Origin of the sequence: Sphingomonas sp. KC8 (assembly GCF_002151445.1) — a bacterium.
GTDB lineage: Bacteria > Pseudomonadota > Alphaproteobacteria > Sphingomonadales > Sphingomonadaceae > Sphingomonas_E.
The window spans coordinates 811,243-830,525 of record NZ_CP016306.1 but is presented as its reverse complement, the minus strand read 5'-3'; the positions used below and the strand labels follow the sequence as shown (position 1 = coordinate 830,525).

Sequence of the window (19,283 nt, the reverse complement as noted above, 5' to 3'; positions counted from 1 at the left end):
TAGATGATACTATATTAGTAATACCTAATTATTAGGAGTTGCGATGCTCAAGCCCCCGATGGACCTGGCGACTTTCGAGAAGAAGGCCGGCGAAGTGGCGCAAGTGCTGAAGGCGATCGGCAATGCCCGGCGCCTGATGGTGCTGTGCAAGCTCGTCGAGCATGGCGAGCGGACGGTCGGCGATCTGGCCGACGATGTCGGCCTCGCACAGTCGGCTTTGTCGCAGCATCTTGCCCGGATGCGTGACGAAGGGCTGGTTGCCTTCCGTCGCGAAAGCCAGACGCTCTGGTACCGGATTGCCGATCCGCGAACCGAGATGATGCTTGCGACACTCTACCAACTCTATTGCCATGAGGACTGACCCATGACGATGAAATGCATTGCCCCGGCAGAGGCGCGGGACCTGATCGAACGCGGCGCGAAACTGATCGATATCCGCGCCCGTGACGAATATGCGCGCGAGCATATTCCAGGCGCGGTCAATGTGCCCTTGGCCGAGATCGATCGCCTTGATGTCGGTGATTGCCCCGTCGTGTTCCATTGCCGTTCGGGCGCGCGGACCGAGGCTAACGCCGCCCAGCTCGCGGCGGCCACCGGCGCGCCTTGCTATATGGTCGAAGGTGGGATGGACGCATGGCGCCGCGCCGGGCTTGCGGTGAAAGCCGATCGGCACCAGCCGCTTGAATTGATGCGGCAGGTCCAGCTTGTGGCCGGCGGGCTGGTACTGTTCGGCGTTGTGCTTGGTTTCCTCGCCAGCCCCGGCTTCTTTGCTCTTTCCGCCTTTGTCGGTAGCGGGCTGATGTTCGCGGGCGCGACGGGCTGGTGCGGCATGGCCCGTCTGTTGCGGCACATGCCATGGAACCGGCGGATGGTGGCCTGATGATCGTGGCTTGATGATCGTAGCCTTGACGGAATTGCCGTTCGCGCTGGATCGGGTGGTCCGCTGCTGTTCAACGCGGTCCGCGTGCGCCCCCATGAAATCCGCTTTGTTCGAGAACGGCGCGCCTGAGAGGGGCCGCATTGTCTAGGGTCGGGACCCATTGATCTTGGTCGTAGCCTCATACAGGCCAAAAACGGAGGCAGCTATGCCGTAGCCGATCACCTTGATCTCGGTCGCGATAGAGAAGCGATCATTTGAGACGCGAAATTGGCTTTTCGAAACGCGCCGTTTGTTCAGCCATAATCCAAGCCAGCTCACGGGTGCGAGCGGCCCTGCATTCCGGCAGTCAGACTGGTGTCATGCCGCTTACCAGGCGATCGGCCCTGCCGCGTCGAAGAAGCCGCCGGTCGGGCCGTCATCGTCGAGCGTGGCAAGCCGGACGATGATTTCTGCTCCCTCGGTGGGGAGACGGCGACCCATTTGATGGCTGAGATCGGTTTTCACGACCCCAGGGCTGGCCGAATTGACCTTGATGCGGTCGGCTCGCAAAGCGTCGGCAAACAAGGTTGTCACGCCATTCAGAGCCACCTTGGATAGTGAGTAAGCATAGATCTTCCCCATCGAAGGCGTGTGCGGATCGGCGATGAAGGCAAGGCTGCCAACCCCGCTCGATACATTGACCACGCGCCCAGCGGATGACTTGCGCAGCAGCGGCGCCGCGAGTTGGATCAAGCGCGCTGGCGCATGAACATTGGTATCCAACGTGCGTCGTATGACATCAGGGACCGCATCGACGGCACTGGCGCCATCGAGGGCGATACCGGCGTTGTTCACCAGCACATCCAGTCGGCCATGAGCCGCATCGATCGCGGCAAGGGTGGCAAGCATGCTGTTTTCGTCTGCCATATCGAGCAGCGCAAGGTGGGCCGTTCCATCGGAACTGAGCGTATCAACAGCGATACGTCCGCGCTCGACATCGCGGCTGCCGACATATACGATCATCCCCAACTTCAGCAGTGCCTGGGCGGTTGCGAAACCGATACCCTTATTGGCCCCCGTCACCAGCGCAACACGACCATCCATCCTATTTCTCCTGCAACCGGCCCCTCTTCAAGGCCCGGCAAAATTGCCGGTCAAGATCGTCGGCGCGCAGCGATGCGAGTGTGCGCCGTTCGGAACAAATTAAGCACGTAAAGAAAGCGGGTTTCCCGCAGCGATGTCTTGCCCGGTTCAACTGGCGAAGGCGGCAAAGTGCGGACTGCCAGGCAGATCGTCCATCGCCGTTCCCGCCATTTTCCATGCGAGCGCGTTTCGCGTAGCGTGCGGTTTTTCCCCGTCGCAACAGGCCATTCCATGAATGCTTCGCTCAACCCGGCGCTGCCAGAATGACGCTGGAAGACGCCGCGCAACTCTCGTCTGTCATTGACGGCCAGAGTTTCGAAGGAGAGGATATGACCGCCTTCCCGTTTTACGAGGTGCGGTTCAACGGCTGTACGTTTCGCAATTGCACGTTTGAATCGAGCCGGTTCGGGGATTCGCAGTTCATCAACTGCCGCTTCACCCACTGTTCCTTTCGTGACGCTGAGTTCAAGGCCTGCACCTTTTACGACGAGGCGGGTGATAGCGGGTCCGAATGGCAGTTCTGCGATCTATCGGAGACCCGATTCCTGAAGTGCAATCTCGGTTCAAATAAGATCATGAAGAGCAAGGGATTTCTTCTGACGTTGACGGAGTGTAGCGCCGTGGCTCTGCACCTCGACCTCGCAGTGCACCGCCGCATTGCCTCGCGTACCGTGATCGGTGGCATTCGCTGTTCAAGGACAAAGATGCGGGATGCGGTCCTTCGCAATGGCGATTGGGAAGAAAGCAAATTCGAGCATTGCGATCTGCGCGACGCGGATTTCTCCCATAGCCGCCTGACCGGGGCCAGCTTCCAGAACGCGACCCTCACCAACGCCCGGTTCAACGACGCCATTTTGAACGAGGCCGCGATCGCCCATGCTGAGATCGAGGGGTTCGACGTGGGCGTGCTCCAATCCTACGACAACCTCGTCGTCAGCCGGGACCAGCACGAAGCGATCCTGAACACCCTGTCGATCCGAACAATAAACTAAGGCCGATCGCGCGACGATGGTGTTCGTCTGGCCGAAGGGAGCTGCCGACAGGGCGGTCGTTCCACGCTTGATTTCCGAAGGCCTGAAACCGGCCGTTCGGTCAGCCTTCGGAGCCGTCAGCCGGGGCGAAGCTCACTGCAACTGGGGCGCTGCTTGGTCGCAGCGAGACGTCGGCATCGAGCGCTTCGCATTGCCTATCAGAGAATGAATGGATGTTTGGCGCACCCGAGAGGATTCGAACCTCTGGCCTCTGCCTTCGGAGCTAGAATTACAACGCTACGCCAGGCTTTTCAACCCAACGCTAGACCGCGCTAAACTACTGTAAATACAGTATTTTATTGACTCTTGAAGTTCGCTGAGCTACGCCAACGACACCCACAGTTTTCGATCCCGTGGTGAGTTTTTGGTGAGTTTTTCGAGCCCGCTCTAGCGAGGTGCTTATGTCGAAACTTACGAAAACCGTCGTGGACAAGGCCGAGCCACGCGACCGTCAATACACCGTTTGGTGCGGTGAGCTGAAGGGCTTCGGCGTCTTCGTGCTGCCCTCCGGCACTCGGACCTATTTTGTCGATTACCGGAACGCCAACAATGTGCGGCGCCGGATGAAGCTGGGCCGGCACGGTCAGATCACCGCCGAGCAGGCCCGCACGCTGGCGATCCAGGCCCTCGCCGAAGTGGCAAAGGGGAACGATCCGCTCGAAGAACGGAACAGCACTCGCAAGGCCATCTCGGTCAAGGGGCTGTGCGAGCTATACATCAAGGAACTCGAAGAGGGCCGCATTCTCGGCAAGGGTGGCCGGCCCAAAAAGGCCAGCACCAAGATCACCGATCTCGGCCGGATCAACCGTCACATCATCCCGCTCCTCGGCAAGAAGCAAGTCACCCACGTCACCAAGGCCGACGTGACGGCGATGATGAAGGACATCATGGCCGGTAAGACGCGCATGAGTGAGAAGACGAAGAAGCTACGCGGCCGGTCGGTTGTTCGCGGTGGCATCGGCGCTGCAAGCCGCACGGTCGGGCTGCTCGGCGGCATCTTCACCTATGCGCGGGACGAGCTGGGCATCATCGAGGTCAATCCCGCGCACGGTGTCCGCAAGCCGAAGGACGCGGTGCGGAAGCGCCGGCTGAACGAGGATGAGTATCGGACCCTTGGCCGCATCCTCGCCAAAGCGGCCGAGGACGAACGCTATACCCGCACTGTCGAGATCATCCGGCTGATCGCCATGTCGGGCTGCCGTCGCGGCGAGATCATCGCGGTTCAGAAATCAGAGATCGACACGGTTGGAAGCGCCTTCCGGTTCGAGGACACGAAAGAAGGCCAGTCCGTTCGTCCGATGGGCCTACCCATCGTCGAGTATTTCGACGAGCGGAACATGGACGGTGACAGCCTCTATGTGTTTCCCGGCGAGCGGAACCCGGACAGACCGTTCGGCAGCTTCCCCCGGCATTGGGAGAAGATCTTCGCCGGGACGGAGCTGGCGGATATTACCGCCCATGTGCTGCGCCATAGCTTCGCCAGCATGGCGAACGATCTCGGATTCACCGAGATCACCATCGCCGCGCTTCTCGGCCATGCTACCGGCTCGATCACAAGCCGCTATGTCCATACGCTCGACGCGGCGCTCGTCATGGCTGCGGATACCGTATCGGGATACATCCATGCGCTGCTGAACGGGGCCGAGCTGTCGCACACGCATTACGCGCTCGATCGCGGTTCACGTAAGGCCGCGCTGGAGCGGTTCCTGACCCCGCGCCAAGATGCGCCGATGCAAGCGGAGGAATTGGACCGTCTAGCGGCTTAATCTATAGGAGGTATCCGATTGGAGAGATCATGATAGATACAAGGACGCTGACCAATCTTACAGTCGATGCTACACCGGACAGCGACGTGGAGAGGCGCCTGGAGACCGCACTGGGTTTCGCGGCTCAATTCGGCAGTTCGCTCACCGCTGTCTGTTCGGCTTGGCCCGATGGCGTTTCCTTTGCCGACGCGATTGCTCATAGCCCCTTCAGCTCGCTCGCCCAGGAGCGCGAACTGCGAAGTGGGATTGCGCGCGTCTCCTCTGCTTTCGACCGCCTTGCGCGGGGAAAGACGGTCGATACTCAATGGTGCGATAGCATCGCCCATCCAAGCGCTGCGATTCTGGACCATGCGTTGCTTGCGGACCTAGTGGTCATGAGCACGGCGCCCACGTCGGACTTCGCACATGCCGATGCGCTGGAAGTGGCGGCCCGTTCCGGCTCCCCGGTTTTGAGGCTCGGGCCGGAAGCACCGACGACATCCTTCAAGAACATATTGATCTGCTGGAGGGATAGCCGGGAGTCTCGATGTGCGCTTCGCGCAGCCGTTCCGATGCTTCAACACGCCACCAGGATCGTTCTTGCGGGGGTCGGAGAAGATGTGTCGTCCGACCGCCTTGCGGAGGTTGGAGACTATCTCTCGCTTTATGGTGTTGAGGCTCAAACCTTGCACTTGTCGGGCAACAAGGCCACTCCTGGCACACTATTGGCCGACCTTTCCCGCCGCGAAGATTTCCATCTGGTCGTGGCGGGCGCCCGAGCCCATGGCCTCTGGAAGGAGAGAATATTTGGCGGAGTGACCCGAGACTTTCTCGCAGCTACTGACATCAATTGGCTGCTGGCCAACTAAGATTACATCTTGGGCGGGCGGATCGGGCCGCTATCAGGCAACCTATGACGCAACCATGTTTGGACAGGCGCGCTGTTCTGCGCGGCGCAACCCTCGTGGGCTCCGGCCTCGCCCTGGCAGGCTGGTTCCCGGCGTGGGCGCAGCCGGTCTCAGCCGGCATCACATCCGACATGCCCATGCTGAGCGGCGAAGAGATCGCCATCCGCATCGCGCATCAGCCGATCACGATCGACGGCCGCGCCAGCCACGGCATAGCGATGAACGGCACGATTCCTGCGCCGCTCATCCGCCTGCGCGAGGGCCAGAATGTGCGCATCGCCGTCGCCAACGCGCTCGATGAGGACAGTTCGGTTCACTGGCATGGCCTCATCTTGCCGGCTGAGATGGACGGCGTGCCCGGAATCAGCTTCCCCGGTATCCGGCCCGGTGAAACCTTCGTTTATGAGTTCCCGATCGTCCAGTCGGGCACCTATTGGTATCACAGCCATTCGGGGTTGCAGGAGCAACTCGGCCACTATGGGCCGATCATCATCGACCCGGCCCGCGAAGATCCCGTCGGCTATGATCGTGAGCATGTGCTCGTGCTCTCGGACTATAGCGCAACCCATCCGCATGTGATCTTCCGCAAGCTCAAGCAGCAGGAAGGCTATTTCAATCGCCAGCGGCAGACGCTCGCTGGTCTCCTCGCCGGGCGCGATCAGCCAATGCGCGAGCGCCTCCAATGGGGCGCGATGCGGATGGACCCGACCGACATCGCGGATGTGACTGGCTCGGCCTACACCTATCTCGTCAACGGTCACGGCCCTGCCGACAACTGGACGGGTCTGTTCCGCCCCGGAGAGCGGGTGCGTCTGCGCGTGATCAACGCGGCCGCCATGACGATCTTCAATTTCCGCATTCCCGGTCTCAAGCTGACCATCGTGCAGGCCGACGGACAGAATGTTCGCCCGGTCACGACCGACGAATTGCAGATCACCGTGGCTGAGACCTACGACATCATCGTCGAGCCGGCGGAGGATCGCGCCTATACGATCGTCGCGGAGGGAAGCGACCGCTCCGGCGTGGCGCGCGCCACGCTGGCCCCCCGCGCTGGCATGAGCGCTGAAATCCCACCGCTGCGCGAGCGCCCCATCCTCACCATGACCGATATGGGCATGGGCGGCATGGAGCATGGCGCGGCCGGCAACGATCCGCATGTGGGGCATGGCGCACCAAGCCCGGCGGCAGCTCCATCATCGCACGGCTCGCATTCCATGCGCGATTTCTCGAACGCGCCCAATGTCGCGCGCACGCCAGCGGTGCAGTCGATCGCGCCGATGCCGATCGACCGGACCGGCGAGCCGGGGATCGGGCTCGACGACGTTGGTCACGACGTTCTGACCTATCGCCACCTGATGGCTCTCGACCGCAACCCCGATGTCAGGGCACCGGGCCGCAGCCTCCAGATTCACCTTACCGGCAATATGGAACGCTATATGTGGGGCGTTCGACGGTGTGACATTTAACGCGCTCACCGCGCCGATCCCGTTCCGCCAGGATGAGCGCGTGCGCATCACGCTGATCAACGACACCATGATGGCGCATCCGATCCACCTGCACGGCCATTTCTTTGAGCTGGTGACGGGGCACGGCTCGTATGCGCCGCGCAAGCACACGGTCAACGTCCTGCCCGGTGGATCGGCAACGTTCGACGTCACGACCGACGCGCTCGGCGATTGGGCGTTCCATTGCCACCTGCTCTATCACATGCACGCAGGCATGATGCACGTCGTCGCGGTGCGCCCGGAAGGAACCGGTTGATGCGCGCGCCGATCATCGCGCTGACCGCACTGGCCGCGGCAGTCTCCATACCGGCGGCGGCGCAGACCCACGCAGGTCATGGCGCTACCCAAACCCGCCCGCCGGCCGAGACGCCCGATCGCGCGGCATCTCCGCATGAAGGGCACGTGAGTCATGAAGCCAGCGATCCGTCACCCGGTGATGATCCGCACGCTGGCCATGCCGACCACCGAGAGGTTGCCACACCGGCCGATCCCCATGCCGATCATCGTGCGCAGGCGGCGGACCCACACGGAGGACACGGCATCGCGCAGGAAGACCATAGCGCACATGGCGGCCAGCCTGCGGATGGAAGCGATCCTCATGCTGGCGGCACGGCGCTACCGGCGGGCAACGCACCGCCGCCGCCCGTTCCAGCCGACTGGTATACCGATCGCAGCTTCGATCCGGCTGAGATGGCACAGGTTCGCTCGGCGCAGCGGCGGGCGCATGGCGGTGGCACGTATAGCCAGATCATTGTCGACATCGCCGAATATCGTGCGATCGGGGAAGGCGGTGGTTATGCGTGGAAAGCCGAAGCCTGGTATGGCGGCGACATAAACCGGCTGGTGCTGAAGACGGAAGGCGCCGGTCGCTTTCGCGGCGATCTCGATCATGCGGAGGTCGAAACGCTCTACAGCCGCGCCATCGACCCTTACTGGAATCTGCAAGCCGGGCTGCGCTACGATTTCGAGCCATCGCGCGCCTATGCAGCGGTCGGTGTCGAAGGTCTCGCGCCTTACTGGTTTGAGCTGGAAGGCGCGGTCTTCCTCTCTGATCGGGGCGACGTGTTCGCGCGCGCGAGCGGCTACCATGATGTGCGCCTTACTCAGCGGCTGATCCTTCAGCCGCGCGCTGAAATCAATCTGTCCGCGCAGGGCGTCCCACGCGATCACATCGGAGCGGGTCTGTCGAGCGTCGAGCTTGGCGTGCGGCTGCGCTATGAGTTTGCGCGCGAGTTCGCACCCTATGTTGGGGTCCATTGGGAGCGCAGCTTCGGCGATACCGCTGACTTTGCGCGCGCCGATGGCCGGGACGTCAGCAAAGCCAGCGTCGTCGCGGGCGTGCGGCTCTGGTTCTGATCGGTCCGATTCCGACTGCCGCCACTACATGCCTTTGCGCGCCAAGGCGTGCAGAGACGCTTCCCACGAATCGTCTCTGCCGCCCCGAACGCGAGACGAGAGCGTGCCCTCAGCCCGCTGGCCGTATCACGGCACACGCGACGCGCGCGCCGGCGCCGCCGATTGGCTGAGTGACATGATCATCGGGGCTGGCGTGAATCACCAGAGCAGATCATCGGGATCGAGAAGGCTCGGCCGTCCCGAGCCTGCGTCCAGCGAGACGAGCGCGGAGAAGGCTTCGGCGTTGGCAGTGCCGTCCGCTCCCACATAGATGTTCGGAAGCTCCCCGAAATCCGGCCCTTCCGGATTGAGGAGCCCGTGCGGCATCTTGTGGCCGTCATGGTTGATATGGGCGCCTGATTTCTGGAAGCCCTCATCGGAGCAATCGCCGGTCGCGTGGAAGTGCATGGCGTGCCATGCCAGGCGTCAATCCGGAAGCCGTCAAACGCAGGAGCACGCCTGTGCGGCCGTTGGTCAAGGTCACTTCTCCGATCTTGGGTCCGCCGGCCTGCACGATGTCGCCTTTGGCGCTAGGCGGTGCGGCCGTTTGCGCGATCGCGGCCGTGGCCATTGCCAGTCCCGCGATTGCCAAAGCAGCTTTCATAGATTTCATCGCTCTTTCTCCTTCACATAAATATCTTCGACCCACCCAACGGTCGCCGTTGCATCCCGGGCGCCGCGTCGGGATCACGGACGTTAATGGTCATTCTTCACCCTGCCGCGCCCGACGAGCGGCAACATGCGATGCAACACGAGGTCGCGGTCGATGAAATGATGCTTGAGCGCCCCCAGCACATGCAGGGCAAGGACGACATAGATCGCCTTGACCATGACTTTGTGCCAGTCGCCGAACGCATCGGACAATTGCTCGCCCTGCGGCAAAGGCAGGTTGGGCGCAGGCACGGCTCCGTAAAGCGGGACTTCCGGTGCGCCGCCTGCCGATGCTGCTGCCCATCCCAACAGCGGCGCCCCGATCATCAGCACATAGAAGAGAATATGAGTGCCGCGGGCGAAGAGGCGTTCCCACAGCTTCATGCCTTCCGGGAAAGGGGGCCAGGGATGCGCGATTCGCCACCCCAGCCGGAACAGGCTCAAAAGCAGCACGGTGATGCCCACGGACTTGTGAAGCTGGTAATAGCCGAGCTTCTCGGATGGCGGTGCGTCCTCCATCCAGCCCCCGAACGTCGCGTTGGCGAGGATGAGCACGAAGATCGTCCAATGGACGATGATCGAAACCGTGGAATAGCGGAATCTGGATTCTTGCATCGGAACCTCCCGGTCGAATGATGGCGAGCCTGGTACGGATCAGAGCCAGCCGGCGGTTTGTGCGAGCAGCCACAAGCCGATCGCGAGGAAGAGCAAGGCCGCGACCAGCCTGACGATCTTGAGCGGCACGCGCTTGATCAGTTCATTGCCGAGGAACACGGCGGGCACGTTGGCGAGCATCATGCCGAGGGTCGTTCCCAATGTGACCCAGAGCACACTGTGAAAGCGGGCACCGAGGGCGACGGTGGCGAGCTGGGTCTTGTCGCCCATCTCGACGAGAAAGAACGCGATCAATGTCGTCAGGAAAGCGCCGAACCGGGCAGGCTTCTGCTCGCCTTCCTCGAATTTGTCGGGAATGAGCGTCCAACCAGCCATCAGGATGAACGACACGGCAATCAGGTAGCGGAACCATTGCCCGTCGAGGAAGGAGGCAGCCTGTTCGCCGACCAGTGCCGCAAGCGCGTGATTGACGAGCGTCGCCCCCAAGATGCCGAAGATGATCGGCACTGGTCGCTTGAACCGTGTCGCCAGGACGATGGCCAGCAGCTGCGTCTTGTCACCGATCTCTGCGAGCGCAACGACGGCGGTGGAGGTTAGCAGGGCTTCCAAGCACAGTCTCCGGGCCGGGCAACAGACAAGACAAACGACATCGCAAATCCCGCCCAGCCGAACGGAGATGCAATGTCATTGGTCTCGCCCGAACGGTGGCCCGTTCCTCCTGCACCACGGCCTCTCGACCGAGTATGTTGACGCAGGGGTCCGCTTGTTCGAGCGGTTGGCTACTCCCCAGATGACGGAAGTTGATTAGCTTCCCGGCCCTATCAGGGCAAGGGTAATGTGCTCCCGCGGTAGCTTAGATACCGAGCGCCGATGTTTTCGCGTCAGGTTAAGTCACCTTTTATAGTTCTGCGTAAGCCAACTGGGTGTGGAATTTCGTAGACGCCGGCCGTCGATCAGACGATTCACCAAGCATCGCCTGGAACGAGCGAAACAGGAAATGCGACGTTAGCGGCGCCAGTTTCGTTTACAGCCGTGCTTTGCTTCTGATCCGCCCGATGGAGGAAGACGTCCGATGGTTGAAGGTCTGCATCCCACATCGCCCGGCGCGCCCACCGACCTCAAGCAGGAGCAACGCGTGATCCTTCGCAACAGCATGGCGGGGCTGGTCTTCTGCGTGCTGGTGCTGGCGGTCGCCTGGTGGCTCGTTCCGACGCTTTTCCGCTTGCCCGGCGGCGACATCGCCAGCCTCGCCACATTCTGGTCAGGCTCGGCGCTGCTCACCATGTTCTGGGTCCTGGTCGGCTTTTCGATGGTGTCGCGCGGGCGGCGGCATTCGCTCGACGATATTCGCGGCAGTGCTTTCGCGTCGCCGACCCCCAGCATCGCCATCTTTGTCGCCTTCCTTCAGAACACGATCGAGCAGACGCTGATGGCCGTGGTCGTCCCGATTGCCGTGCTGCTGCTGGCGGGCGCTTGGACCGTTCCCCTCGTCGCCGGCCAAGTGCTACTCTTCGCCATCGGGCGGGTGACGTTCCTGATGGGTTATCGCAAGGGCGCAGGCGGACGCGCGTTCGGCCTTGCGGTCACGGCTCTGCCGACCCTGGCGGGGTTCCTCCTCGCCCTTGGAGCCCTGGTCGGCGGCGTTCTGGCGAGCGTTACTTGATGTCGGACAGCTCGCCAGTATCCGGTGGTGAACGGCGCCGGGTTTCGATTGCCGGCGCGAGCGCTTCTATGATCCGGCAGTCGGCGATTGTCGAACCGCGGCAGCATTCGAGCTTGCGGACAAGTTCGGTTCGCAACGCGCCGAGATCGGCGAGCTTGCGGTCGATTTCGGCAATATTTGCGGAGGTGATGCTATCGACCTCAGTGCAAGGCGCGGCCCGATCATCGGCAAGCTTCAGGAGTTTTCGCACCTGTTCGAGTGTGAACCCCAAATCGCGGGAGCGCCGGATGAACGACAGCCGATTAAGGTGCGCCTGCTCGTAGATTCGATAGTTCCCTTTGTTGCGACCCGGCGCAGGCAATAATTCCTGCTTCTCGTAGAAACGGATGGTTTCGACGCGGGTGTTCGTCAGCCTGGCCAGATCGCCGATTTTCATGCTTGACCCTATAGCGACTTCAGGGTGCATAGGTCCACGCCATATCGACGCGACTCGGGATTCGGATATGGCTGACGACTGCTGCTCGAAGAAGGGGGACACCCTCGCGGCGCTGGCGCGCAAGAAGGATCAGCGTCGCGTGCTGATCGTCGTCATGCTCATCAATCTGGCGATGTTCGTGATCGAGTTCGGCGGCGGTCTCGTCGCCCGTTCCTCCGCCCTGATGGCGGATTCCGTCGATATGTTGGGAGATGCGTTCGTCTATGCGCTGAGCCTCTATGCGCTGCATCGCGGCGCGCGATGGGAGGCGGGTGCGGCCATCGCCAAGGGCGGGATCATTCTCGTCTTCGGTATCGCCGTTATCGTCGAGATTGCCGACAAGATCGTCAACGGCGTGCCGCCGTCGTCCAGTCTGATGCTGACGTTCGGCGGCATGGCATTGGTCGCCAATCTTGCCTGCCTCGCGCTGCTGTGGCGCTTCCGCTCGGCGAATGTGAATATGTCGAGCACTTTCGAGTGCTCCCGCAACGACGTTGCCTCCAATATCGGTGTTCTGGTTGCCGCGGGTCTAGTCGCCATGACGGATTCGGCTTGGCCGGACGTTGCGGTCGGCATGATTATCGCGCTTATCTTCTTGCGTTCCGCATGGCGTGTGCTTGCTGAGGCCATTCCGGCATGGCGCCAGGCGAAGGCGCTGGCACGCGAGGTTCCGAGATGAAGCAGGCTCGCATTGATCGTATCTGCTTCTGCAATCGCCATCTCTGTGATAGATGGCGGATAATGCGTCGAGTCCTGCTCATCCTTGCTGCGTTTTTCGTAAGCCTGTCCCTGACAGGCGGCGCGATCGCGCACGCCGGCGAGCCGCTTGCTTGCGTCGACAGCGAGGTTGCGGCGAGCATGGGCCACGTCTCGGGTGATAGTGATCAGGTTCCTTCCGACGCGGGCAAGGGCTATGTCCACCATCATGGCGGTTGCCATGGCCATCAGGTTTGCGATGCGGTGGCCAGCGACGGTGTGACAACCGCATATCATGCGACGGACCGGCTGCTGCCTGCTGGTTTGCAGTTCATTCCAGCTTCTCCAACCGACCCCGCGCTACGCCCCCCAATAGCCTGACGATTCCGCCTTCACCGCGACTTTCGCGGTCCTCGGAATTTGTCAGGAGAATTGTTCATGCACCGCGTTGTCGCGGCCCTGCTGGCTGTGGCGTCCTGCGCGTCGATCGCGCAGGCGCAAACCGCCGCCCCGCCGCCTAGTTCATCCCCACCATACACGCTCGAACGTGCGCTTATCGCCGCTGGCGCGTCATCGCCAAGCCTGGAGGCGGCTGACGCCAGCGTGCGGGCGGCGAGTGCGGCGCGCACGGTCGCGGGCCTACGGCCCAATCCGCAAGTCCAGGTCCAGGTCGAAAATGTCGGCGGCTCGGGCGTCTATCGTGGCACCCAAAGCGCTGAAACCACGACTGGCCTCGCCTTGCCGATCGAACTTGGCGGCAAGCGGTCAGCGCGCATCGCCGTCGCCGACTCGCGCAGCGTTCGCGCTCGCCTCGAAGCGGCGATCACGCTCGCCGATCTGCGCGACCGCGTAACCCAAGCCTATATCGCCGCCGCCTCTGGCGAGCGCCGCGTTGAGATAGCCCGTCAACTTGCCGGCTTCGCGGACGCGGGGTTTCGCGCGGCAAGCACGCGGGTTGCAGCCGGTGCCGCTTCGCCGATTGAGCAGCAGCGAGCCGATGTCCAGCGGGTCAACGCCAATGTCACGCTCGAACGCGCGACCCGGGAAGCAGCGGTTGCGCGGGAAAATCTCGTGCGGCTGATTGGCGAGCCGGTTGCCGGTCCCCTTGATGTCGTTTGGTTCGATCGGGTCGGAGTTTACGGGCCGACGCTGCCAAGCTCGGCCGATGGCACGCTCATCCTCGCGGCCGCCGAGGCCGACGTTGCAACCGCGAGCGCGCAGGTGCGCCTCGCTCGCGCCCAACGCATTCCCGATGTCACGCTGACCGCAGGTGCACGGCGCCTGTCCGCGACCAACGACATGGCGGCGATCTTCGGGGTGAGTATTCCCTTTCCGCTGTTCAACAATGGCCGCGCGGCGGTGAGTCAGGCCGAAGCCGAACGACAGGCTGTCGATGCTAGGCGGCGTGTCACCATTCTCGACACCGAACAGGCCATCGCCAGCGCGCAGGCAGAACTTGCCAATGCAGCAGCGGCCGCCCGCTCGGCGGGTGGCCCGGCGCTGGCCGCCGCGACCGAAGCAGCACGCATCGCGAGGATCGGCTACGCGCAAGGCAAGTTCGGCCAACTCGATCTGCTCGATGCGGAGCGAACCCTGGCCGACACCAAAGCGGCGGCCGTCGATGCGCTCGTTGCCTATCACGACGCCGAAGCACGCCTTGCGCGACTGACCACGCCTGCGCCGGATCTCGGGGGGACAACGCCATGAGCGCGCTTTCCTCACGCACCCGCCTAGCTCGCATTCCCTTCTCAGAGCTGGACGCGCCCCGCGCGGGCCACTGCTCCATCCGTTTCGGAGACTATCAATGATAACACAGGACAAGCGACTCCTTGGCGGCGTCGCCGGCGCCGTGCTGCTGGCAGCGGTCGGTGGCTTCAGCGTTGCGCGATGCACTGCCGACCCTTCGGCGACGACCGCTCCCGCCGAGAAAAGCGGTGAGAGCAAGACGCCGCCGGACAGTCTGGCGATGACGGTCAATGCGATCCGCGAGGCCGGTATCGCCGTCGAGACCATCCGCGCGGGCGGGCTCGGTTCGGAGATTGTGGTGCAAGGCCAGGTTACAGCGTCGCCCGCGGGCGAGGCGCTGGTAACGGCGCGGGCCGGCGGCGCGGTGACGCGGGTATTCAAACGGCTCGGTGATCCTGTCCGTGTTGGTGAGGCGTTGGCGGTCGTTGAAAGCCGCGACGCGGCGCAGATCGCCGCCGACCGCACCGCGGCAGCGGCAAGGGCGGTGCTCGCGCAAAAGAACCTCGCCCGCGAGCGCTATCTGTTTGATCAGAAGGTTTCGGCGCGAGTCGACCTCGAACGGGCGCAAGCGGATGCGGCGGCGGCCGAAGCAGAAGCCCGGCGCGCGCAGGTCTCGGCCGGTGCGGCGAACGTCACCAGCGACGGACGCGGCGTGATCGTGGCGAGCCCGATCGCCGGACGAGTCACGTCGGAAAATGTCAGCCTCGGTGCTTTCGTCCAACCGGAGACCGAGTTGTTCCGGGTCGCCGATCCGAGCAAGATCCAGGTCGAGGCCGCGATCAGTCCCGGCGACGTCACGCGGCTTGCGGCGGGCGATCGTGCAATCGTCGAACTCGTCGACGGGCGCACGGTCGAAGGCCGGGTTCGCGCGGTCACGCCGACGCTCAGCGGCGACACCCGTTCGGCGACGGCGCTCGTCGAGGTGCCAGGGGGAATCCTTCAACCTGGCCTTGGCGTGCGTGTCCGCCTGATGCCGAGCCAGGGCGCGGCGACGAATGCGATCGTCGTTCCGGAAGACGCGGTGCAAAGTGTTGACGGCCGTGATGCGGTCTTCGTCCGCACACAGCAAGGCTTCCGCGCGCGGTTCGTGACACTCGGCCGGCGCAGCGCTGGCAGGGTCGAGATCGTCTCCGGCCTCCAGTCAGGCGCGACCATCGCCACCCGCAACGCTTTCCTGCTCAAGGCCGAACTCGGCAAGGGCGCGGGTGAGGAGGAATAAGCCATGATCGCAAGTCTCATGGCGCTGTCCGTCCGCGCACGGTGGGCGGTGCTCTTCATTTTCCTCGCGATCGCGGGCCTTGGCCTATGGCAGCTCACCAAGCTGCCGATCGATGCGGTTCCCGACATCACCAACAAACAGGTCCAGATTAATACGATCGACCGCGGCCTCTCGCCGGTCGAGATGGAAAAGCTCGTCACCTATCCGATCGAAACCGCGCTGGCCGGTATTCCCGGCCTGGAAACCACGCGCTCGCTGTCGCGCAACGGGTTCAGCCAGGTCACGGCGATCTTCTCGGATTCGACCGATCTTTATTTTGCGCGGCAGCAGGTCGGCGAGCGGCTTGTCCAGGCGCAAGAGAATCTGCCCCAAGGCGTGCAGCCGCAAATCGGGCCGGTAACGACGGGGCTTGGCGAAGTCGTCATGTATACGGTCGGCTATGCGAATCCCGATGGGCGCGACGCCAAGAAGGTCGCGGGGCAACCGGGGTGGCAGCCTGACGGCAGCTATCTCACGGCCGAAGGCGACCGCCTGACCGATGAGGTCGCGAAGGCGGGCTATCTGCGCACGGTGCAGGATTGGATCATTCGGCCTCAACTTCGCACGGTTCCCGGCGTCGCGGGTGTCGACTCGATCGGCGGTTATGCCAAGACCTTCGTGGTCGAGCCCGATCCGGTGAAGCTGTCGAGCTACGGCATTTCCTATACCGAGTTGGGCGAAGCGCTCGAAGCCGCCAATCTCGCGGTCGGCGCCAACTATTTCAACCGGGGCGGGGAAGCCTATCTTGTCCGCGCCGACGCGCGCATTCGTTCGGTCGACGAGATCCGCAATGCGGTCGCCGCGACGCGGGGCGGAATTCCGATCACGATCGGACAAATCGCCAATGTCCGGATCGGGGGCGACCTGCGCACGGGTGCGGCAAGCATGAACGGTCAGGAAGCGGTCGTTGGCACAGCCCTGATGCTGATCGGCGAGAACAGCCGCGTCGTGGCGCAGGCGGTAAACGAAAAGCTCGATCAGGTGAAATCGACCTTGCCGCCGGGCGTCGAGGTGAAAGTGGTGCTCGACCGCGCCAAGCTGGTCAATGCCACGGTCGGCACAGTTGAACGGAACCTGACCGAAGGTGCTTTGCTGGTCGCCGCCTCACTGTTCCTGCTGCTCGGCAACTGGCGCGCGGCGATCATCGCTGTGCTCGTCATACCCTTCTCCTTCCTGATGATGGCGATGGGCATGAACGCCTTTCGGGTGCCGGGCAATCTCATGAGTCTCGGCGCGCTCGATTTCGGCCTGATTGTCGATGGCGCGGTCATCATCATCGAGAACTGTCTGGCGCGGCTTGCGCATCGCCAGGAACATGAAGGCCGCTTGCTCACCTTGCGCGAACGGCTCGAAGAAACGATGCACGCGAGCCAGGAGATGATCAAACCGACCGTATTCGGTCAGGCGATCATCCTGCTCGCCTTCGCGCCGCTGCTGATGTTCACTGGCGTCGAGGGCAAGACGTTCTCGCCGATGGCGATCACTATCATGCTCGCGCTGTTGGCTGCGTTCGTGCTCGCGATCACGCTGGTTCCTGCTCTGGTCGCATTGCTTATTCGCGGCAAGGTCGCGGAGAAGGAAGTCTGGCTGATCCGCAAGTCGAAGGAGCGCTATCTGCCGCTGCTCGACAAGGCGATCGCGCGGCCGTGGCCGTTCATCGGAGGGGGGCTCGCCTTCTTCCTTGCGGCAGTGCCGGCGTTCGGGCTGCTGGGGTCCGAGTTCATTCCCCAGCTCGACGAAAAGAACCTCGCGCTCGCTTCGACCCGCGTGCCCTCGGTGAGCCTCGAACAGTCGCTCGCCATGCAGCGCGGCGTTGAACGGGCCGTCACCAAGCTGCCCGAAGTCGAGCTGATGTTCTCGAAGACCGGCACGGCAGAAGTCGCGACCGACCCGATGCCGCCCAACGTCTCGGACGGTTTCGTGATCCTCAAGCCACAGGATCAATGGTCGAAGGGCGTCGAGTCCAAGGCGGATGTCGTCGAGCGCATCGAGAAAGCCGCCGGAGGCCGTATGGGCCAGCTTTACGAGGTCAGCCAGCCCATTCAGTTGCGCTTCAACGAGCTGATTGCTGGCGTGCGCGGCGATGTCGCGATCAAGCTCTATGGCGATGATCTCGACAAGATGTCGGCGTCCGCCAACGAGATCGTGCGCGTCCTCCAGTCGATCCCCGGCGCGGCAAGCGTAAAGGCGGACCAGACCGGCGGTGCGCCGACGCTTGATGTCCGCTTCGATCGAGCTGCGATCGCCCGCTACGGCCTGACGGTGCAGGAAGTGGCGGACACCGTTGCGGCCGCGATGGGCGGGCGCGCATCGGGACTCCTGTTCGAGGGCGATCGGCGTTTCGACATCACTGTGCGCGTGCCGGAGGCTACACGGGTCAACCTCGATGACGTGCTTGCGCTTCCGGTGCTCCTGCCACAGCAGGAGGGCCAGGCGCGCCGCTCGGTCCCGCTCGCGCAGGTCGCGCAGATCCGGTTCACCGAAGGGCTGAACCAGATCAGCCGCGAGAACGGCAAGCGCCGGGTCGTCATCCAGGCCAACTTGCAAGGGCGCGATGCCGGATCGTTCGTTGCCGAGGCGCAAGCCAAGGTCGCGCAGGTCAAATTGCCTGCGGGCTACTATCTGGAATGGGGCGGGCAGTTCCAAAGCCTCCAGGCCGCCTCGCAACGCCTGTCGATCGTCGTGCCGCTATGCTTCCTCGCGATCTTCGGACTGCTCTACATGGCACTGGGCAGCTTGGGACGGGCGGTTGCCGTGTTCCTCGCTGTCCCATTGGGCCTTGCTGGCGGCGTGTTCACGCTGGCGCTGACCGGCATCGCCTTTTCGGTGTCGGCGGCCGTAGGCTTTATCTGCCTCGCCGGCGTGGCGGTGCTCAACGGTCTGGTGGTCATGTCCGCGATCCGCGAGCGGATCGAGGCGGGCCGACCGCTCACCGAGGCGATCCGCGAAGGCATGGCCGAGAAGATGCGCGCGGTCGTGATGACCGGGTTCGTGCCGGCGATCGGGTTCGTACCGATGGCGCTCGCCCATGGCACCGGCGCCGAGGTCCAGAAGCCGCTTGCTACGACCGTGATCGGCGGCCTGATCGCGGCGACGATCCTGACCCTGCTGGTGCTTCCTGCAATCGCCAAGTTGGTCCTCGGTGTGAAGGTCCAATGGAAAAGTAAGCGGACGCCGCCACCCGGCGGCGAGCCGATCGCCGCCGAAGGAGAGGGATGATGAAGAAGAATGCGCGAAAACTGCTCCGGATCTACACCGATGAGTCAGCCTATATCGGCGACCGCAAGGTGTTCGAATATATCGCCTCGCTGGCCCATGACCGGCAAATGGCGGGCGTCACCGTGCTGGAAGCGCTGCTCGGCTTCGGCAGTTCGGCGCAGGTCCATCGCCGCCTTGTCCTCGAAAACGATCGTGCGCTGGTCATTGAGATCGTCGATTTCGAGGACGAATTGCGGGCGTTCGTCGCCTTGCTCGACGACCTTCCCGACATCGGCCTTATAACGCTCGAAGCCGTCGAGATCATCGGCGGGAAGGCGATGAAGGTCGATCGCGGAGAGCAAGCGTGACGCTCTCGATCAATACGGCAGGACGGG

At 63.1% G+C, this 19,283-nt stretch carries 19 protein-coding genes, 1 pseudogene and 1 riboswitch; of the genes and pseudogenes, 14 read left to right on the top strand and 6 right to left on the bottom strand.

From position 1 onward, the window contains the following. Positions 1-43: 43 nt before the first annotated feature. The gene (locus tag KC8_RS03910) at positions 44-361 is read left to right on the top strand and encodes an ArsR/SmtB family transcription factor (protein WP_010127300.1); all 318 of its coding nucleotides are present in this window, start codon (positions 44-46) and stop codon (positions 359-361) included. A gap of 3 nt (positions 362-364) precedes the next feature. Then, positions 365-880, top strand: a complete 516-nt coding sequence (locus KC8_RS03905) for a rhodanese family protein (RefSeq protein ID WP_010127301.1) — start codon at positions 365-367, stop codon at positions 878-880. 366 nt (positions 881-1,246) lie between these two features. Here the strand turns inward: KC8_RS03905 and KC8_RS03900 are convergent, their stop codons facing one another. Next, the gene (locus tag KC8_RS03900) at positions 1,247-1,963 is read right to left on the bottom strand and encodes an SDR family NAD(P)-dependent oxidoreductase (protein WP_010127303.1); all 717 of its coding nucleotides are present in this window, start codon (positions 1,961-1,963) and stop codon (positions 1,247-1,249) included. 302 nt (positions 1,964-2,265) lie between these two features. Here KC8_RS03900 and KC8_RS03895 point away from each other — a divergent pair, with 302 nt between their 5' ends. The 5 genes and pseudogenes from KC8_RS03895 to KC8_RS03875 all read left to right on the top strand — a co-directional run bounded on the left by KC8_RS03895 (position 2,266) and on the right by KC8_RS03875 (position 8,547). After that, positions 2,266-2,994 (top strand): pentapeptide repeat-containing protein, encoded by a 729-nt coding sequence (locus KC8_RS03895; RefSeq protein WP_010127304.1) that lies wholly within the window; start codon positions 2,266-2,268, stop codon positions 2,992-2,994. Between the two features lie 440 nt (positions 2,995-3,434). Next, complete coding sequence (locus KC8_RS03890; RefSeq protein WP_010127305.1) at positions 3,435-4,799, top strand: tyrosine-type recombinase/integrase; 1,365 nt, start codon at positions 3,435-3,437, stop codon at positions 4,797-4,799. A gap of 29 nt (positions 4,800-4,828) precedes the next feature. Next, a complete protein-coding gene (locus KC8_RS03885) occupies positions 4,829-5,647 on the top strand; it encodes a universal stress protein (RefSeq protein ID WP_010127306.1) in 819 nt (272 codons plus the stop codon). A gap of 44 nt (positions 5,648-5,691) precedes the next feature. Then, positions 5,692-7,447: pseudogene (locus KC8_RS03880) on the top strand (copper resistance system multicopper oxidase). After that, positions 7,447-8,547: a copper resistance protein B gene (locus KC8_RS03875; RefSeq protein ID WP_010127307.1), complete on the top strand. Its 1,101-nt coding sequence runs from the start codon at positions 7,447-7,449 to the stop codon at positions 8,545-8,547. The pseudogene KC8_RS03880 and the gene KC8_RS03875 overlap by 1 nt, the downstream one beginning before the upstream one ends. A gap of 109 nt (positions 8,548-8,656) precedes the next feature. On the opposite strand, the gene KC8_RS20470 is transcribed toward KC8_RS03875, so the two are convergent. The 4 genes from KC8_RS20470 to KC8_RS03860 form a co-directional block, all read right to left on the bottom strand. After that, a complete protein-coding gene (locus KC8_RS20470; RefSeq protein WP_250638361.1) occupies positions 8,657-8,749 on the bottom strand; it encodes a superoxide dismutase family protein in 93 nt (30 codons plus the stop codon). Then, positions 8,746-8,994 (bottom strand): superoxide dismutase family protein, encoded by a 249-nt coding sequence (locus KC8_RS20215; RefSeq protein ID WP_010127308.1) that lies wholly within the window; start codon positions 8,992-8,994, stop codon positions 8,746-8,748. The genes KC8_RS20470 and KC8_RS20215 overlap by 4 nt, the downstream gene beginning before the upstream one ends. Before the next feature lie 288 nt (positions 8,995-9,282). Beyond that, a complete protein-coding gene (locus KC8_RS03865) occupies positions 9,283-9,852 on the bottom strand; it encodes a cytochrome b (protein WP_010127310.1) in 570 nt (189 codons plus the stop codon). A 39-nt stretch (positions 9,853-9,891) separates the two neighbouring features. Beyond that, positions 9,892-10,461: a TMEM165/GDT1 family protein gene (locus KC8_RS03860; RefSeq protein WP_010127311.1), complete on the bottom strand. Its 570-nt coding sequence runs from the start codon at positions 10,459-10,461 to the stop codon at positions 9,892-9,894. Positions 10,462-10,471: 10 nt separating this feature from the next. Next, a riboswitch (yybP-ykoY riboswitch) is annotated at positions 10,472-10,653 on the bottom strand. A 271-nt stretch (positions 10,654-10,924) separates the two neighbouring features. Between KC8_RS03860 and KC8_RS03855 the strand changes: the two genes are divergently transcribed. Next, on the top strand, positions 10,925-11,515 hold the full coding sequence (locus tag KC8_RS03855; protein ID WP_010127312.1) for a hypothetical protein: 591 nt from the start codon (positions 10,925-10,927) through the stop codon (positions 11,513-11,515). Here the strand turns inward: KC8_RS03855 and KC8_RS03850 are convergent. Then, positions 11,508-11,951 carry a MerR family transcriptional regulator gene (locus KC8_RS03850; protein WP_010127313.1) on the bottom strand — a complete coding sequence of 148 codons (444 nt, stop codon included), beginning with the start codon at positions 11,949-11,951 and terminating at the stop codon, positions 11,508-11,510. The two genes, KC8_RS03855 and KC8_RS03850, sit on opposite strands and share 8 nt — an antisense overlap. A gap of 67 nt (positions 11,952-12,018) precedes the next feature. Here KC8_RS03850 and KC8_RS03845 point away from each other — a divergent pair, with 67 nt between their 5' ends. The 6 genes from KC8_RS03845 (at position 12,019) to KC8_RS03820 (ending at position 19,256) form a co-directional block, all read left to right on the top strand. Then, positions 12,019-12,669, top strand: a complete 651-nt coding sequence (locus tag KC8_RS03845; protein ID WP_010127314.1) for a cation transporter — start codon at positions 12,019-12,021, stop codon at positions 12,667-12,669. Continuing rightward, a complete protein-coding gene (locus KC8_RS03840; protein WP_223811346.1) occupies positions 12,666-13,067 on the top strand; it encodes a hypothetical protein in 402 nt (133 codons plus the stop codon). Before KC8_RS03845 ends, KC8_RS03840 begins: the two co-directional genes overlap by 4 nt. A gap of 57 nt (positions 13,068-13,124) precedes the next feature. Beyond that, positions 13,125-14,393, top strand: coding sequence for a TolC family protein (locus KC8_RS03835; protein WP_010127317.1), 1,269 nt, complete (start codon positions 13,125-13,127; stop codon positions 14,391-14,393). Between the two features lie 97 nt (positions 14,394-14,490). Next, on the top strand, positions 14,491-15,651 hold the full coding sequence (locus tag KC8_RS03830; protein WP_010127318.1) for an efflux RND transporter periplasmic adaptor subunit: 1,161 nt from the start codon (positions 14,491-14,493) through the stop codon (positions 15,649-15,651). A gap of 3 nt (positions 15,652-15,654) precedes the next feature. Then, positions 15,655-18,909, top strand: coding sequence for an efflux RND transporter permease subunit (locus KC8_RS03825; protein ID WP_029624790.1), 3,255 nt, complete (start codon positions 15,655-15,657; stop codon positions 18,907-18,909). Then, a complete protein-coding gene (locus KC8_RS03820) occupies positions 18,909-19,256 on the top strand; it encodes a DUF190 domain-containing protein (RefSeq protein WP_037496913.1) in 348 nt (115 codons plus the stop codon). Before KC8_RS03825 ends, KC8_RS03820 begins: the two co-directional genes overlap by 1 nt. Positions 19,257-19,283: the final 27 nt, after the last annotated feature.

Coding starts and splice junctions, on each gene's coding strand:
- KC8_RS03910 (WP_010127300.1), top strand. CDS start 44: ATGCTCAAGCCCCCGATGGACCTGGCGACTTTCGAGAAGAAGGCCGGC.
- KC8_RS03905 (WP_010127301.1), top strand. CDS start 365: ATGACGATGAAATGCATTGCCCCGGCAGAGGCGCGGGACCTGATCGAA.
- KC8_RS03900 (WP_010127303.1), bottom strand. CDS start 1,963: ATGGATGGTCGTGTTGCGCTGGTGACGGGGGCCAATAAGGGTATCGGT.
- KC8_RS03895 (WP_010127304.1), top strand. CDS start 2,266: ATGACGCTGGAAGACGCCGCGCAACTCTCGTCTGTCATTGACGGCCAG.
- KC8_RS03890 (WP_010127305.1), top strand. CDS start 3,435: ATGTCGAAACTTACGAAAACCGTCGTGGACAAGGCCGAGCCACGCGAC.
- KC8_RS03885 (WP_010127306.1), top strand. CDS start 4,829: ATGATAGATACAAGGACGCTGACCAATCTTACAGTCGATGCTACACCG.
- KC8_RS03875 (WP_010127307.1), top strand. CDS start 7,447: ATGCGCGCGCCGATCATCGCGCTGACCGCACTGGCCGCGGCAGTCTCC.
- KC8_RS20215 (WP_010127308.1), bottom strand. CDS start 8,994: ATGCACTTCCACGCGACCGGCGATTGCTCCGATGAGGGCTTCCAGAAA.
- KC8_RS03865 (WP_010127310.1), bottom strand. CDS start 9,852: ATGCAAGAATCCAGATTCCGCTATTCCACGGTTTCGATCATCGTCCAT.
- KC8_RS03855 (WP_010127312.1), top strand. CDS start 10,925: ATGGTTGAAGGTCTGCATCCCACATCGCCCGGCGCGCCCACCGACCTC.
- KC8_RS03850 (WP_010127313.1), bottom strand. CDS start 11,951: ATGAAAATCGGCGATCTGGCCAGGCTGACGAACACCCGCGTCGAAACC.
- KC8_RS03845 (WP_010127314.1), top strand. CDS start 12,019: ATGGCTGACGACTGCTGCTCGAAGAAGGGGGACACCCTCGCGGCGCTG.
- KC8_RS03840 (WP_223811346.1), top strand. CDS start 12,666: ATGAAGCAGGCTCGCATTGATCGTATCTGCTTCTGCAATCGCCATCTC.
- KC8_RS03835 (WP_010127317.1), top strand. CDS start 13,125: ATGCACCGCGTTGTCGCGGCCCTGCTGGCTGTGGCGTCCTGCGCGTCG.
- KC8_RS03830 (WP_010127318.1), top strand. CDS start 14,491: ATGATAACACAGGACAAGCGACTCCTTGGCGGCGTCGCCGGCGCCGTG.
- KC8_RS03825 (WP_029624790.1), top strand. CDS start 15,655: ATGATCGCAAGTCTCATGGCGCTGTCCGTCCGCGCACGGTGGGCGGTG.
- KC8_RS03820 (WP_037496913.1), top strand. CDS start 18,909: ATGAAGAAGAATGCGCGAAAACTGCTCCGGATCTACACCGATGAGTCA.